The following is a 14,790-nucleotide window of genomic DNA, read 5'->3' as shown; positions in this document are numbered from 1 at the left end:
TCTAAAAGATCCCGAATATTGGCATTGAAATGAAAAGTCAACCTTAGTAATATATATTTATTTGCCGGTTTCAGTCTTCTAAGCTTGATCAGACAAATGATACATAGAAAGGCAGGTTCTTTATGAGCAGGATGAAAAGGTTAATGGCTTTGTTTTTTCCTTTCATAATCGTTATATCAGCTGCGACCATTAGTTTCGGAACTCCCCATATCGCAAACGCTGCCTTTACAATTCCTGATGGTTCTACAGTCGGAGGAATTGATGTCGGTGGAATGACTGTTGATGAAGCTAAAGACATTTTATCAGATAAGATCAATGAGTGGAAAAATCAAAGTGATATGACGATTGAATCACCCACGGAAATATTAACCATTCCATCTGAAGATATTCAGTATGACCTGAATCAAACGATGGATCAATTGCTCGAAAAAACAAAAACACCGTGGTATGCCTTCTTTATTAAAAAAAAATCAGTTGATCTGCCGTTGGTTGTAAAAGTGAATATAACGGATGAAGAACTTTCAGAATGGCCGAACCATATTGATAAAGTCAAAACGATAGACAACATTGAAACAACGGCCTCTTATTTAGGAGAACATAACATTCAAGCGGTTTTAACAGATGCAAACGAACAAAATGATGTAATTGCTGAAGCAAGCTGGAATATTCCGAAAGACTATATCTTTTTAGATGAGTTAGTAGAAGAATTAAATGGAAAAAAGATAACACCTGGAAATTCATTTTCGTTTTTGCAGCAAGTGGCAAATGAGGTGAGTTATTTTAGGGAGGATGATGGAAATTTCGTCGTTTCTATGCTGTATTCTTTGCTCCTGCAAACAAATGTAGAGATTATTGAGCGCCATTCGCAGCGAGTAATTCCGACCTATTCAAAAGCAGGGATTGAAGCAAAAGTCAGTCAAACAGATGATAAAGATTTCGTCGTTTCAAATCCTGGACCTTATATATACACAATTCAAGCTGAAAAAAACGGATCAAAATTGAAAATGGCGATCTTGTCCGCACCTCAAAAAACAAAATATCAATACAAAATTGAAAATAAAAAAGATATTCATTATCGCACCATCTATCGTTATAAAAAGGATTTACAGCCATGCTGCAAGCGCGTTATACAAAACGGTGTAAATGGTCAGCGAGTGGAAGTATACCGAGTGTCAGTAGCCGAAAACGGCGCGGAGCTTTCCCGTGAGTTGATTAGCACTGACTTTTACTTGCCTGTACCTGAAATCATTTTATTAGCATTACCTTCTTCTGAAAATCAAAATAATAATGCGAATAACGAAAATGACCAAACGAATTCGGACGATACAAATACGAATAATAGCCAAGCGGATCCTAGTAATGCAAATGCTGATCATTCAACAAATGCGGACCAAACGAAGCAAAAGGATATAAATACGGACAATGGTACCGACGGGACTGAAAGCATGGGGCAAGACCGTTTTCAAAGCGAAGAGGAATACGAAAAGCAATTAATGGAGGAAAGTGTGGAGGAAGAGCCGGAATATGTGAAATAAAGGCAACACCGTTAGAGAAAAGAAAATCTGAATGAATATGATAAAGCCAGCATCTTTGGAGGTGAACGGAAATTGTCTAGAAAGCGTTTAGGAGACTTGCTTTTAGAAGCTGGACTCATTACAAATGAACAATTAAACCAAACATTAAAAAATAAGTCACCGGATGAAAAATTAGGGGATGCCCTGCTGAGAGAAGGTTTTATTACCGAGCAGCAGCTGATTGAAGTATTGGAGTTCCAATTAGGAATACCGCATATCAATATTTATCAATATCCAATTGATCAGGATGTTCTTCAATTAATTCCAAAAGAGCTGGCAAAAAGGCATTATGTGATGCCAATCCGAAAAGATAAAAATAAACTTTTTGTTGCAATGGCGGATCCGATGGACTATTTTGCTATAGAAGAATTGAGAATGGCAACAGGATGCCATATTGAACCCGCTATTGCGACAAAAGATGAATTATATCGAACGATCACAAAATATTATGATCTTCAAGAATCGATGGAAGAGATCATGAGTGATCTTTCACCAAAGGATTCAATGGATGAAGCAAAAGTAACGGATGAAGATTCTCCTGTTGTTCGTCTTGTCAACCAAATCATTGCCAACGGTCTTGCCCAGCGTGCCAGTGATATCCACTTTGACCCGCAAGAAACAGACGTAAAGGTCCGCTACCGGGTCGACGGCATTTTACGTTTAGAGCGGTCACTGCCAAAACATATGCAAAATGTCATCATTGCCCGGATTAAAATTATGGCAAACTTAAATATTACAGAAAATAGATTGCCGCAGGACGGCCGAATTAAAACAACGATTAATTTTAAACCGGTGGATATTCGTGTCGCCACGCTGCCGACAATTTTTGGCGAAAAAGTCGTGATGCGGATTCTTGATTTAAGCAATGTATTAAACAGTGTGGAAAAAATCGGTTTTACAGATGAAAATTTGGAAAAATTTATTACTATGCTAAATCAGCCAAATGGAATAATATTAATCACTGGACCTACAGGATCCGGAAAGTCGTCGACATTGTATGCTGCTTTAAATCAGTTAAATTCAGAGGATGTAAATATCATCACGGTTGAAGATCCTGTCGAGTACCAGATCGAAGGAGTCAATCAAATTCAAGTAAATGAAGATATCGGCCTGACATTCGCCAATGGGCTTCGCTCGATTTTGCGCCAGGATCCGGATATTATTATGATCGGCGAAATTCGTGATACAGAAACAGCACAAATTGCCATTCGGGCGTCACTTACAGGTCATTTAGTATTAAGTACTCTACATACGAATAGTGCAGTTGCTGCTTTAACGAGATTAATCGATATGGGTATTGAACCGTATCTCATATCGTCTTCAATCATTGGCATTGTAGCCCAGCGTTTAGTTCGACGAGTGTGCCGGGATTGCCGCGAAATCGTCCGCCCGACTGAAAGAGAAAAAGAAATTTTTGCGAATAGAGGCCTTGAAATCGAGACGGTTGCAAAAGGCAAAGGCTGTCCAAGCTGCAACATGACCGGCTACCGCGGGCGCCTAGCCATTCAAGAGGTATTGCCGATCGATGCGGAGATTCGTGAACTCATCATGAATAATACGTCAACTTCTTATTTGCAAAATTTTGTGCGGGAAAAAGGATTAAAATTTTTAATCGATGACGGTTTGCTGAAAGTAAAAGAGGGATTAACGACAACAGAAGAAATTTTACGCGTCGCTGTCCTCGAGTAGGAGGTGGGCTTCATGTCATACAATATATCAGATTTACTTAAAAAAGCTTTTACGGATCATGCTTCAGACCTCCATTTAATTGTCGACTCTCCTCCGGTTTTTCGCATAAACGGCGAGCTAAAGCCTTACGGAGACCATTCATTGTCTAAAAACGACACGGAAAGAATGGCGAAAGAGCTTATTCCGGAGACGATGTGGGATACGTTCGAGCAGCAGGGCGAGCTTGATTTTAACTATGAATTAGAGGGAATTTCACGGTTTCGATTAAACGCTTTTCGCCAACGCAATCATATAAGTGTCGCGATCCGAATTATACCGACGAAGATCCCAACGATCGCAGAGCTTAAAATACCTTCCATTGTCGAGAAATTGATGGAAAAGCCCCAAGGGTTAATTCTCGTCACGGGACCAACCGGTTCAGGTAAGTCAACGACATTGGCAGCGATGATCGATTATATTAATCGAAACTATTCCAAACATATTATTACATTAGAAGATCCAATAGAATATATTCATTCCCATAAGCGATCCATTATCAATCAGCGGGAAATTGGTTCAGATACAAAAAGCTTTGCAAACGGACTGCGCGCATCTTTAAGGCAAGACCCGGATATTATTTTAGTGGGGGAAATGCGGGATCTTGAGACGATATCGACAGCTATTACTGCTGCTGAAACAGGTCATTTAGTGCTGGCCACATTGCACACAAGCAGTGCAGCCCAGACGATCGACCGGATCATAGATGTGTTCCCGCCCCATCAGCAAAGGCAAATTCGCCTTCAAGTAGCAAACGTTCTGCAAGGAATCATTTCACAGCGCCTTTTTCCGCTAAAGGACGGATCCGGGCGAACGGTTGCAACGGAGATTTTAATTAATAATCCTTCCATTTCAAACTTGATTCGCAATGAAAAAATTCATCAAATCCACAATGTTTTGCAAACGAATAGAGCTCAAGGAATGCATACATTGGAAATGTCCGTTCAAAGCTTGTTAAGCTCAGGAAAAATTTCTTACGAAAGCGCCATGCCATATATCAATAAAGGTGATGAAAATGGCTATCTATAAATATGTCGGTCGTACGAAAACAGGACAGCTAAAGAAAGGTACGATTGATGCACTAAATAAAACAAATGCGATAGCAAAATTAAGAGAACAAGGAATAAGCCCCCGTGAGATCAATGAAGCAAAAGGATTGATCTATAAGGAAGTATCGATTGGCAGACCTGTGAAAAACCAGCATTTTGTCATTTATTGCCGGCAATTTGCAACACTGATCCGTGCAGGAGTTTCTATTGTAGATTCAACGAATATTTTATCAAAGCAGACGGAAAGCAAAGCATTGGCCAAAGTATTGGCTGAGATTGAAACGGAATTGCGGACAGGAAATGCTTTTTCAGATGCGGTGAGCAAATATCCGAAAATTTTTCCGGCCATTTTTGTCAATATGGTTCGCGCCGGGGAAGCCAGCGGGAGTTTGGACGAAACATTGGACAGGCTGGCGGCTTATTTTGAAAAGCAATACGATTTGAAGAAAAAAATTCAATCAACCCTTGCTTATCCAATCACATTAATCATTATCATTATTGCAGTTGTTGTATTTCTGATGCTAACGATTGTGCCTAAATTCACCGAAATTTTTGCCCAATTTGACAGTGAACTGCCTGCCATTACGAAATTCGTAGTTGGCGCAAGCCATGTAGTTCAAAACTTTTGGTGGATTGTACTTCTTGTCTTATTAGCAGCGATTCTTGCTTTCAGCTTGTTGATGAAAAGCAATAAAGCCTTTTATTACGCTGTCCATGTTATTTTGTTAAAAATGCCTGTTTTCGGCAAATTGCTGCAAAAATCAGCTATTGCAAGAATGACGCGGACATTATCATCCCTTTTTTCTAGTTCAGTGCCAATTTTACAAGCTTTAACTATTGTCGAGCGGGTTGTCAACAATCCAGTCATTGGAAAAGTCGTGTTGGACGCACGTGATAGTTTAGAAAAAGGAGACCGCTTATCCGAACCGTTTAGAAAAAGCTGGGTAATCCCGCCGCTCGTCACCCATATGACGGCGATCGGCGAAGAGACTGGTTCATTAGATTTCATGTTAACCAAAATAGCTGATTTCTATGAAGCGGAAGTTGACCGCAGCGTTGAAATTTTGAAATCGCTGATCGAACCAATTATGATCGTCATTTTAGCCTTTGTCATTGGGACAATTGTTCTTGCCATTATGATTCCTATGTTTAGCATTTATCAGCAAATGTAAATAGATGACGAAGCTTGCAGCATTTTCGTATATAAAGCACCTAAAAGAAACGTATTGTACTAGATTCCAAAAAATCCCTTTAGGAGGTGGTCAAGAAATCGAGTTAATAAAGTTTGCGGGAACATGACAAGCGCTTGCCGTTTTGCTTTATGAAAGTAAATTTAGGAAAACTAAAAACAAAGGAGGAATATGAAATGAGAAAACATGTAAAACTTCTCAAAAAAGAAAAAGGGATGACATTAATTGAGCTATTGGCTGTTATTATCATCATTGCAATCATACTAGCTATTGCAATCCCGATTATCGCAAATGTCATTGGCGATTCTAGAGACCGGGCTGATGTATCAGAGGCATTAAATATTATTTCAGCTGCAAAACTAAAACATGCACAAGAAGGTGGTAATGATCTACCTTATACTGCCGGTGAACTTGAAGGGTATATTGATTTTCAAACAAGTGACAGTAATTTTCAAGTTTCATTTAACGGCACTACTTGGTCAATTTCTGGTCATCCTGCAGTTGGAATAGCTGGTGGGGATAAAGCTACAAGTGTAACTGAAGGACAATTACGGAGTTACTTAGATAATAACTAAAGAATCCTTTTCGTTTTAACTTGGAACATGTAAACATAATAATTTGCCTGAATACTTTCTATCAAAAGCTGAAGTATTTCTCTTTTCCAAAATATTTGGTCACAGGAGGGTTCGCCTATGCTCACTTTTCTTTCGGCTAAAAAAACAATCAACTTAGTCATCGATGATTACGCGCTTCGGATGGTGGATCATTCCGGCGGCGATTTAACAAATATTAAACATTTCAAAGAAAAGTCTATACCGAACGGCCTGCTAGAGCATGGGCGAATTCTTGATGAGATGGAGTTTTATCATTTTATGAAGGAAACCGTCAAAGAGTGGGGAATCAAAAGGCGGAATGTCCAGTTTTATGCGCCTGATTCCCTTGTCATTATGAGAAAGGTAAAGTTTCCTGCTCATTTAAAAGATAAAGAAATCAACGGCCACTTTATTATGGAATTAGGACATACACTTTATCTTCCATTTGACAATCCAATCTTCGATGTATCACCATTGCCTGGAAAGGCTGATACACAAGAACGGGAAGGGCTTCTTTTTGCCGTTCCAGAAGATGAAATGAGAAAATATACGGAAATTTTGATTGATGCAGGACTGAAGCCAGTAGCTGCTGATATTCGTTCAATTGGCGTATATCGGTATTTCCAATATACATATATGACAAAAAATACAGATGAAGCATATTTATTTTTTGAGTTGAATTTAAACTCAATCATGATCAGTATTTTTTCGGAGAACCAGCCTGAATTCTTAAGATTTCAAGATTTAGATATTCAAATGAAGGATTGGACAAGCTACCAATACGATGATGATCTGCTCACCTGGACGTATAATGGAGATGAAGCGCAATTTTTAGGTTTAATTGATGATCAAATAATGGAATTGGAGCGGATTATGAATTTTTACCGCTACTCCATTCATAAAGGTCAGAAAGCTGTATCGAAAATTATGCTGTTAGGAGATTTTCCAAACCTAGATTTGATTAGAAAAAAAATAGAAGATCAATTTCAAATTCCCGTTACGATTTTAGATGCTTACCTTTCTCCTGAAAAAATTGATAAAGTTCCTCGTCATTTTATACCTGCTTTAGGGCTTGCCTTGAAAGGGGGAAGTTAAGTGATCCCTGAAATAAATTTATTACCGAAATCCGAAAGACAAAGTTCGACGGTTTTGATTATTTTTATCTCTTTTCTTGTTATTTGGCTAATCTGTTTATCGATCATTGTTTATCAATATATTCATACGAAAAATGAGAAAGAACTGGCCGATACGAGAATTGAAAATTTAAAAATGGATAAGGAAATTTTAGAAACTCAAGTAGAAAATCAAAAAAATGGACAATCAGGCAGCTTAGAAGAAGCGGTCGCTAAAGCAGAGGAATTGACCGCACCTACCTCACATTTCATTGAAGAATTGCTGGAATTGCTGCCAAATCATAGCTATTTAAGCCATTATGAATATGAAAATAAACAATTGTCGATCCAAACCCAATTCGAATCATTGGATGTTGCCGCATCTTATGTTTCAAAGCTCGTCTCTTCCCCTCTTTTTACAAATGTAAGGATCAAAGAAATTAAAGCCTTCACATTTGAAGAAGCTTCAGAGGAACAAGTGGATGGAGAAATGTTCAAGGAGATTCCGAGATATGATGTGAATATTATTCTTGAGACTCATTCTTCGGCGTTAGAGGACGAAAACGGGGGTGAAGAAGATGAGTGATTTCCTCCAAGAAAGGAAAATCTTTTTTTATTGTTTAATCGTTTTACTGTTTTTGCTTATTGGCGTTGTGTATATGTATACGGTAAAGCCTTTGAAAGACGATGTTGCGCTTGCACAGTTAGATGCCAATCAGCTTGAAGTGGAAATGAAGCAATTGGAAGCACAATTGAATAAAAGTAAAACGGATAAGGAAGAAAATACTGCTCAATTAGAGAAAAAAATGCCGTTAAGCCGCAATATGGACCAGCTGCTGCTTGATTTACAGGAAGCGGAATACGTCAGCGGCAGCCAAATCCAGAACATTTCCTTTAAGGATGAGCAAACGCTGTCTGAATCGGAATTATTATCGGAAAACAATAAAACAGATACGAACAATACGAACGAAAATAAGGAGCAAAATGAATCAACCGAAATGGAGTCTGCAACTAATCAATCTGAAAATGAAAGTGCGGATGCTCCGTCTAATCAAAGCGAAAACCAATCAGCTTCGAACGAATCGACAGAGAAAGAAAAATATAAAAACGTGAAACTAATTACCTTTAATCTGTCGGTTGTTTCACCAGATTTCAAGCATTTTTTACAATTCCTACAAGAAATAGAAAAATTGGAGCGAATCACCCGAGTGGACGTCCTTTCATTCACGAAACCGGGGGAAAAGGAGCTTTTAGAGGACGAAACGAATCAAACCATTACGATGGAAATTCAATTAACTACCTTTTATTTTGATTCAGCAGATAAAAATCATTCATCAGAAACAAATAAGGAATCGCAAAATGGTAAAAACAGCCCTAAATACTAATGTACGAGGAGTTTGGCAATGGTTTTCGTTTACCTTTTTTTCTTTGCTATCGGAATCATTTTCGGGTCTTTTTTTAATGTTGTCGGTCTTCGCATCCCGAAAAAACGCTCAATCGTTCAGCCGAGGTCGCACTGCCCGCATTGTGGCCATTTCTTATCCTGGTATGAATTAATACCCATCTTTTCATATGTGCTTCAGAAAGGAAAATGCCGCAGCTGCCGTGTTCCGATTTCGGCTATTTACCCAGTGATGGAGCTGTTTACAGGTTTACTATTTGTTTTTAGTTTCTACAAAATTGGATTTAACGAGGAGCTTTTAGTAGCACTACCCTTTGTTTCACTCCTGATCATTATTACGGTGAGTGATTTATCTTACAAATTGATTCCGAATCGAATTTTAATCTTTTTCTTCGTTCTATTTGTTCTCCTGCGGACCTGGATTCCGCTTCATCCTTGGTATGATTCGATAATTGGAATGACTGTCGGTTTTATCCTTCTTTATATCATTGCCATTGTAAGCAATGGCGGAATGGGAGGCGGAGATATTAAACTATTTGCTGTTTTAGGATATGCTTTAGGTCTTAAAGGAGTTTTATTAGCTTTTTTCCTGTCTACCTTAATTGGTGCATTATTTGGTCTATTTGGCATCATCACGAAACAATTAAGCCGTAAATCGGCAATACCATTCGGACCTTTCATCAGTATTGGAGCCGTGCTTTCATATTTTTATGAAACGGAAATTTTCCATTGGTATATTCAGTTAATCATATAATGGACAAAAGAGAACAGGTCTGACTTTTCTTTTCTTTTGATATGAAGCAAAAGTATTTTTAACAGCTAGCCTAGCGAGCTAAACGGCCTTTTCAAAATCTTTACAATGGTGATAATGCCATCCATAACAACGATAAATGTTAATTAATCGGTTACACGCTCTCTTTTCTTGTTGAATATATAAACACTCAAAGCTTGCAGAAGGAATATATACGCTAAATATATGGCAATGGAAAATACTATGTTATATCCCTTATCAATTCCCGAAGACGGCAAATGGAAATAAGAAGAAATATCTAAATGATTGAATATAACGTAATCAAAAACAGCAAATTTACGCAGAAATGCAAAAACCGCAATTTTGGCAATCTCCACAACAAAAAGCATGGAAAAAATAAACATATACTTTTGAATAGAACAGCCAAAAACATAGATCATGTTACATAAAAAATTGCGGTATAGGACTTCGCAATAAGTAATAACAATGCATGATAAAAAATATCATGATGAAATCCATAAAGTATGATAACGATTATGCTAGTCGATAATACAATGATTCCGTTGCAAATAAATACGAACAAATAAGAAGCGTATATTTTATGTAAAATCATTTTACGGGTGCTTTTATTTTTTTCAAAAACTCCATCTTTCATGATTGAAGCAGCAGAGCAAAAAATATAATATAGCAAGGCAATGAGGGCAATGATATCGACAGAGAAGCTTTGGAAAATCAATGACTCCGATTCTTCCGATAAAGCATCCTGTACAGACTTCATATTCTCATTGCTAAGTATGAAATATTGTAGTCCGCATCCTATCATGATTGCAGCAAGAATAACATAAATTGGTTTGTGATGAGAAAAATACATTTTTATTTCATTAACCATTTTCCTATCCTCTCATATATTCAAGAATGAAGAAAATTTTATCCAAGTTCCTCTGAATCGTTTTTTATAGTGAATTGAAATTAATGAATAAAACTAGAGCATTTATTACGATTAAAAACATACACAATAATAGCGCCTTTTTGGAATCGATGATATTTTTTTTAACAATGATGAATATATATATTACGTTTACAATAATCGTTATGAAAATTTTTGCGTATATATTCGTTGAAATATTGTAAACATACTCTTGATGAATAAAGTTTGTGATAATGATCGTAATGGAAAATGGCAAATATCCAATCATTAAATAAAAAAAGCTTGAAAATATGGATGGATATTTCTGCGGTTTAAATAATAGTATGATAAATCGATAGATAAAAGCTTGAAAGAAAAGAAAAACAATCGAAAAGATCATTATGACAAAATTTAGGAATACAAACATGATTTCTTTCGTTTTAAAAATGTTCTTTTCATAGATTACACTGCCTTGATTCATGATCATGTATTGACTGATAAATTGTATGGATAATAAATACCAAAGCGTAAACAGTATTAATAATATTTTTTCATTTGCTTTTAATTTAACCATTTATGTCCCCCCAGAAATTCAAAAGCATAATATTCCACTATGGCTGCAACAAAGTAAACAGCTATCATTGTCAGCAATAACATACAAACAGCCTTTATATTTTCTTTGTTTATTTCTTTTTTTAATACAGTTTTATAAAAATCTTTCATTCTTTTCGAAGCGATGATACATATGATCCATCCTACTATTTTCTATCGGCGTATGGAAAATTAAAGTCATGAAAGTTTTATATACGCCAAAGAGCTCTATGCCAAAATATATGTTTAACCCTAAAAAAATGAATTATATAAAATAATCGGATAAGATATGAAACTTGTTAGCAGAACTAACATAATGCCGATTGAGGCGTTATTGAAAAAAATATCAATAAAATTTAGATCGAGAGCTTCCCTTTTTAAATCGACTTCTAATAATGCGCCAAAGAAGAATCCTGCCAATAAAAAACCAAATATAAGCAGAGGAATTTTCATGAACTCTTCCCTTTTTATGACGAACTGACGATTCATCTATATTGCTCCTGTTCTAAACCTAAATACTGAAATATATTTTTTTTATAACTTTGAGTATTTACGTTTGTAATCTGCTTAATCGTTTTGCTATCTTCCATCACAATGCACTGCTTAGTGTACCTTTCGATATCATGAAAATTATGGGTAGTGATGATAATTGTGAAGTTAAACTTATTTTTTCTGAGCAGCTCTTTAAAATTCATTTCAGATTTATAATCTAAACCGTTAAATGGCTCATCAAATATTAAAATATCTGCATTGGACATAAATCCCATTAATATAATCAATTTTTGCTTTTGCCCTAAAGAAAGACCCTTTAACTTGTTCGGTAAAAATTCTTTAATATTCAATACTTCAAATTCGTTTAATAGCTCTTCAAGCTCTTCTTTATTTTTATTATGAATTCGTGAATGTAACTCGAGAAACTCTTGTGCTGTCAATTCATCAAAAACTAAATATTCAATATCCAAGTAAACGATTTTCTTATTACGATTTAAGCTCTTAACAGAAACATTTTCCGTTTTGATTATATTCGACAATATTTGCACGGTTGTAGTTTTGCCCACGCCATTTGGCCCGACAATGGCTGTCACTTCATTTTCAGGTATTGAAAAAGATATATGATCTAAAATTTTTTTCTCCCCTATGCTATACGTTAAATTTTTAATTTCTAACATTTATTTTTTACCTCACTTATGTAATTCGTCAAAAAAGCTCTTCCTCCAATAATGCGCCAATATTGACACACAAAATAGTATGACGGAAACAAGCAGCAACATCGTTGTAGCTAAGCTGGAGCTCTTTATGCTGCTACTGTTTACAAGAATGCTAATAATGGCACTGGGAACAAACGCTATTAATAATACGTTGGATAAACCTTTTTTTGTGTGTATAAACAAATTAGGCAATTCACTTTTCTTCAATATTTTTCTCGTGATTAAAATGATTAGTTCATCTGCCTTAATGTCTAATATGTATACAAGCATCAGCAGGAAAGCATAAATATATTGCTGATTTAAAATGAGATAACAGAGGTGAAATAGTAAAACGGGCAATAATAAGAAGAAATTATTTAAGTTAATATTCATCATAAACTCAGATTGAATTTTTTTGTCTAAAGACTTTAAATAAAACAAATAATAACCATAAGTTTCCATAGTTAAAAAATCAATAAATTTGATTTTTACAAAAAGAGATGAAATTAAATAGGATATGATTATCAGTGATTCTTCGATATTGCTGATGAAAACAAACAAGCTGGATGTGATCTGTATCAAAGTCAAAAATATGAAGGGTATAAAAAATAGTTTGAAATAATGGATTAATTGTTTTTCCTGGAAAATTCGTGTAGTAGCTTTAATATATCTTAATAAAAAATAGTTAGATATTAACAGAATTAATAGAAAAGCCACCCATAAAAATAATAAAACCTCGATTTTATTGCTTGCACTCACGAAGCTAAAACCTGCTTTTTGCGATACTTCTTGAATGATTTGATAACTTAACAATATTACAAACATGAGACGAGCCATTTTTAAAATATTTAATATGTATTGAAATTCTGATATTTTAGCAAACAAAGAAAGATAAATGATTATACAGCTTAAAATAAATAAGATCAAAAAAAGTTGTTTATCTAAAAATGTATAATATATAAACTGTATCAGTATCCATGTATAAACGTTTTTAAAATTAGCAGTGATTACATAAAAAATAGACGGTATTAATCCATAAACTTTTTTAAATCCTTTTGGAACTTCAAATCTTAACAAATTTATAATGATAAATAATTCCATTAAATATTTTGCGATTAAAATTTCCCATTTATAGTCATTTAATATACGATGAATATGTACATTTTGAGAAGGGTCTAGTAAAAGAATAATCCCTAATAATAAAATATTTGACGCTGCATAAAAGTATATATAATATTTCGCCAGATACTTAAGTTCAGGTAAAATTTTTTCAAATTTTTCATACAAATTGCTTTGATATGCTCTTAAAGCATTGATTGCAATAAGAAAAAAAATTCTTACATATGACATAGTCTGCACCTCATCAATAAAACCATAAAACGAAATTTAGAAACAATGTTCATTACGCGATGTTTATCTATTTTCTTAAATTTTTCCTAAAAAAATAATGAAGCTGCTGAGCCATTGTGTAGCTGAACTCATATTTAAACTCTCACTTTCTCTTCATCTGATCAATTAAATAATATTACCAAATATACCATTAATCAACCATATTTAGCGATTTATTAGAAATTCTCCCATTTTTTATGTTTCGATCGATATCGATAGTTTTGTTTGCCCCCATCGCTATACACTTTTCGGATCATACTAACGGCTTCAAAGCACTATGTTAAGCAACACAAATAATTGCTTGACAACTGTTTCGAATATGTTAGCAGCTATTGATAATTTTTCGCATCCATACGTCCATGTCCATTTATCATGGGCAATAAAAAAACCTTAGGAATCTCCCTAAGGTTCAGCGGATTATTGGAATTGGTTGTATAAATAAATATTTGGATGGAGCCTAGCGGGATCGAACCGCTGACCTCCTGCGTGCAAAGCAGGCGCTCTCCCAGCTGAGCTAAGGCCCCTTTAAATTCCTGGTCGGGAAGACAGGATTCGAACCTGCGACCCCATGGTCCCAAACCATGTGCTCTACCAAGCTGAGCTACTTCCCGTATATGGCGCGCCCGAGAGGAGTCGAACCCCTAACCTTTTGATCCGTAGTCAAACGCTCTATCCAATTGAGCTACGGGCGCCAATATGGTGCCGAGGACCGGACTTGAACCGGTACGGTAGTCACCTACCGCAGGATTTTAAGTCCTGTGCGTCTGCCAATTCCGCCACCCCGGCAGAGAAAAGCGGAAGACGGGATTCGAACCCGCGACCCCCACCTTGGCAAGGTGGTGTTCTACCACTGAACTACTTCCGCATATGATGCGGGTGGAGGGACTTGAACCCCCACGCCATAAAGGCGCTAGATCCTGATTCTAGTGCGTCTGCCAATTCCGCCACACCCGCGTCAAAATGGTGAGCCATGGAGGATTCGAACCTCCGACCCTCTGATTAAAAGTCAGATGCTCTACCGACTGAGCTAATGGCTCATAAAAAATTTTTTTCTCCTAATCCATTTTTCATTTGTCAGATGTCCCTTCCTCTGCCAGCTTCTGGAGGATGATAGATGCGTCGGGACAACTCGCCGCTTATTCGACGAGGCTTTGCTCGTTGCACTACCTGCTGAGCAATGGCTCATGATCAAAAATATTTTTTCAGCTGTCTCTTCTGTCTTAACTATTGGGAAAACGATCAATGACATCAGGGCAAAACAACCTGCCACAAATTTGATGAAGCATTGCTTGTCTGACAACTGATTGAAAGACATATTCA

At 36.2% G+C, this 14,790-nt stretch carries 14 protein-coding genes and 7 tRNA genes; 9 read left to right on the top strand and 12 right to left on the bottom strand.

Features of this window, described 5'->3' with window-relative positions:
- Positions 1-143 precede the first annotated feature (143 nt).
- From NSQ84_RS00570 to NSQ84_RS00530, 9 genes are all read left to right on the top strand, one after another.
- Positions 144-1,535 (top strand): G5 domain-containing protein, encoded by a 1,392-nt coding sequence (locus tag NSQ84_RS00570; protein WP_165381898.1) that lies wholly within the window; start codon positions 144-146, stop codon positions 1,533-1,535.
- A 72-nt stretch (positions 1,536-1,607) separates the two neighbouring features.
- Entirely contained in the window at positions 1,608-3,263 is a 1,656-nt protein-coding gene (locus tag NSQ84_RS00565) for a GspE/PulE family protein (protein WP_082830256.1), read from the top strand.
- A 12-nt stretch (positions 3,264-3,275) separates the two neighbouring features.
- Entirely contained in the window at positions 3,276-4,328 is a 1,053-nt protein-coding gene (locus NSQ84_RS00560) for a type IV pilus twitching motility protein PilT (protein WP_063387121.1), read from the top strand.
- Complete coding sequence (locus NSQ84_RS00555; protein ID WP_327873329.1) at positions 4,315-5,520, top strand: type II secretion system F family protein; 1,206 nt, start codon at positions 4,315-4,317, stop codon at positions 5,518-5,520. The genes NSQ84_RS00560 and NSQ84_RS00555 overlap by 14 nt, the downstream gene beginning before the upstream one ends.
- Before the next feature lie 194 nt (positions 5,521-5,714).
- Positions 5,715-6,113 carry a prepilin-type N-terminal cleavage/methylation domain-containing protein gene (locus tag NSQ84_RS00550; protein ID WP_327873328.1) on the top strand — a complete coding sequence of 133 codons (399 nt, stop codon included), beginning with the start codon at positions 5,715-5,717 and terminating at the stop codon, positions 6,111-6,113.
- Positions 6,114-6,230: 117 nt separating this feature from the next.
- On the top strand, positions 6,231-7,226 hold the full coding sequence (pilM, locus tag NSQ84_RS00545; protein WP_327873327.1) for a pilus assembly protein PilM: 996 nt from the start codon (positions 6,231-6,233) through the stop codon (positions 7,224-7,226).
- Positions 7,227-7,829 carry a PilN domain-containing protein gene (locus NSQ84_RS00540; RefSeq protein ID WP_327873326.1) on the top strand — a complete coding sequence of 201 codons (603 nt, stop codon included), beginning with the start codon at positions 7,227-7,229 and terminating at the stop codon, positions 7,827-7,829.
- Complete coding sequence (locus NSQ84_RS00535) at positions 7,822-8,628, top strand: hypothetical protein (RefSeq protein WP_327873325.1); 807 nt, start codon at positions 7,822-7,824, stop codon at positions 8,626-8,628. Before NSQ84_RS00540 ends, NSQ84_RS00535 begins: the two co-directional genes overlap by 8 nt.
- 18 nt (positions 8,629-8,646) lie before the next feature.
- Positions 8,647-9,399, top strand: a complete 753-nt coding sequence (locus NSQ84_RS00530; RefSeq protein WP_311066723.1) for a prepilin peptidase — start codon at positions 8,647-8,649, stop codon at positions 9,397-9,399.
- A 433-nt stretch (positions 9,400-9,832) separates the two neighbouring features.
- On the opposite strand, the gene NSQ84_RS00525 is transcribed toward NSQ84_RS00530, so the two are convergent.
- The 12 genes from NSQ84_RS00525 to NSQ84_RS00470 all read right to left on the bottom strand — a co-directional run bounded on the left by NSQ84_RS00525 (position 9,833) and on the right by NSQ84_RS00470 (position 14,507).
- Positions 9,833-10,285 (bottom strand): hypothetical protein, encoded by a 453-nt coding sequence (locus NSQ84_RS00525; RefSeq protein ID WP_117017150.1) that lies wholly within the window; start codon positions 10,283-10,285, stop codon positions 9,833-9,835.
- A gap of 64 nt (positions 10,286-10,349) precedes the next feature.
- Complete coding sequence (locus NSQ84_RS00520) at positions 10,350-10,877, bottom strand: hypothetical protein (protein WP_063387112.1); 528 nt, start codon at positions 10,875-10,877, stop codon at positions 10,350-10,352.
- A 269-nt stretch (positions 10,878-11,146) separates the two neighbouring features.
- Positions 11,147-11,383: a hypothetical protein gene (locus NSQ84_RS00515; protein WP_066247873.1), complete on the bottom strand. Its 237-nt coding sequence runs from the start codon at positions 11,381-11,383 to the stop codon at positions 11,147-11,149.
- Positions 11,380-12,063: an ABC transporter ATP-binding protein gene (locus tag NSQ84_RS00510; RefSeq protein WP_327873180.1), complete on the bottom strand. Its 684-nt coding sequence runs from the start codon at positions 12,061-12,063 to the stop codon at positions 11,380-11,382. Before NSQ84_RS00510 ends, NSQ84_RS00515 begins: the two co-directional genes overlap by 4 nt.
- A 12-nt stretch (positions 12,064-12,075) precedes the next feature.
- Positions 12,076-13,431 carry a hypothetical protein gene (locus tag NSQ84_RS00505; RefSeq protein ID WP_327873181.1) on the bottom strand — a complete coding sequence of 452 codons (1,356 nt, stop codon included), beginning with the start codon at positions 13,429-13,431 and terminating at the stop codon, positions 12,076-12,078.
- A gap of 490 nt (positions 13,432-13,921) precedes the next feature.
- Positions 13,922-13,994: transfer RNA gene (locus tag NSQ84_RS00500), tRNA-Ala, on the bottom strand.
- Between the two features lie 10 nt (positions 13,995-14,004).
- Positions 14,005-14,081: transfer RNA gene (locus tag NSQ84_RS00495), tRNA-Pro, on the bottom strand.
- Positions 14,082-14,085: 4 nt separating this feature from the next.
- A tRNA-Arg gene (locus NSQ84_RS00490) sits at positions 14,086-14,162 on the bottom strand.
- 5 nt (positions 14,163-14,167) lie between these two features.
- Positions 14,168-14,256 (bottom strand) — tRNA-Leu (locus NSQ84_RS00485).
- A gap of 7 nt (positions 14,257-14,263) precedes the next feature.
- Positions 14,264-14,335 (bottom strand) — tRNA-Gly (locus tag NSQ84_RS00480).
- Between the two features lie 6 nt (positions 14,336-14,341).
- Positions 14,342-14,424, bottom strand: a tRNA-Leu gene (locus NSQ84_RS00475).
- 7 nt (positions 14,425-14,431) lie between these two features.
- A tRNA-Lys gene (locus NSQ84_RS00470) sits at positions 14,432-14,507 on the bottom strand.
- Positions 14,508-14,790 lie beyond the last annotated feature (283 nt).

Source organism: Aeribacillus sp. FSL K6-3256, assembly GCF_037965805.1.
GTDB lineage: Bacteria > Bacillota > Bacilli > Bacillales > Aeribacillaceae > Aeribacillus > Aeribacillus composti.
This window is presented reverse-complemented; position numbering and strand designations above follow the sequence as displayed.

Excerpts from the sequence above, each read along its gene's own strand:
- NSQ84_RS00570 (WP_165381898.1), top strand. The coding sequence starts at position 144 with ATGGCTTTGTTTTTTCCTTTCATAATCGTTATATCAGCTGCGACCATT.
- NSQ84_RS00560 (WP_063387121.1), top strand. The coding sequence starts at position 3,276 with ATGTCATACAATATATCAGATTTACTTAAAAAAGCTTTTACGGATCAT.
- NSQ84_RS00555 (WP_327873329.1), top strand. The coding sequence starts at position 4,315 with ATGGCTATCTATAAATATGTCGGTCGTACGAAAACAGGACAGCTAAAG.
- NSQ84_RS00550 (WP_327873328.1), top strand. The coding sequence starts at position 5,715 with ATGAGAAAACATGTAAAACTTCTCAAAAAAGAAAAAGGGATGACATTA.
- pilM (WP_327873327.1), top strand. The coding sequence starts at position 6,231 with ATGCTCACTTTTCTTTCGGCTAAAAAAACAATCAACTTAGTCATCGAT.
- NSQ84_RS00535 (WP_327873325.1), top strand. The coding sequence starts at position 7,822 with ATGAGTGATTTCCTCCAAGAAAGGAAAATCTTTTTTTATTGTTTAATC.
- NSQ84_RS00530 (WP_311066723.1), top strand. The coding sequence starts at position 8,647 with ATGGTTTTCGTTTACCTTTTTTTCTTTGCTATCGGAATCATTTTCGGG.
- NSQ84_RS00525 (WP_117017150.1), bottom strand. The coding sequence starts at position 10,285 with ATGGTTAATGAAATAAAAATGTATTTTTCTCATCACAAACCAATTTAT.
- NSQ84_RS00520 (WP_063387112.1), bottom strand. The coding sequence starts at position 10,877 with ATGGTTAAATTAAAAGCAAATGAAAAAATATTATTAATACTGTTTACG.
- NSQ84_RS00515 (WP_066247873.1), bottom strand. The coding sequence starts at position 11,383 with ATGAATCGTCAGTTCGTCATAAAAAGGGAAGAGTTCATGAAAATTCCT.
- NSQ84_RS00510 (WP_327873180.1), bottom strand. The coding sequence starts at position 12,063 with ATGTTAGAAATTAAAAATTTAACGTATAGCATAGGGGAGAAAAAAATT.
- NSQ84_RS00505 (WP_327873181.1), bottom strand. The coding sequence starts at position 13,431 with ATGTCATATGTAAGAATTTTTTTTCTTATTGCAATCAATGCTTTAAGA.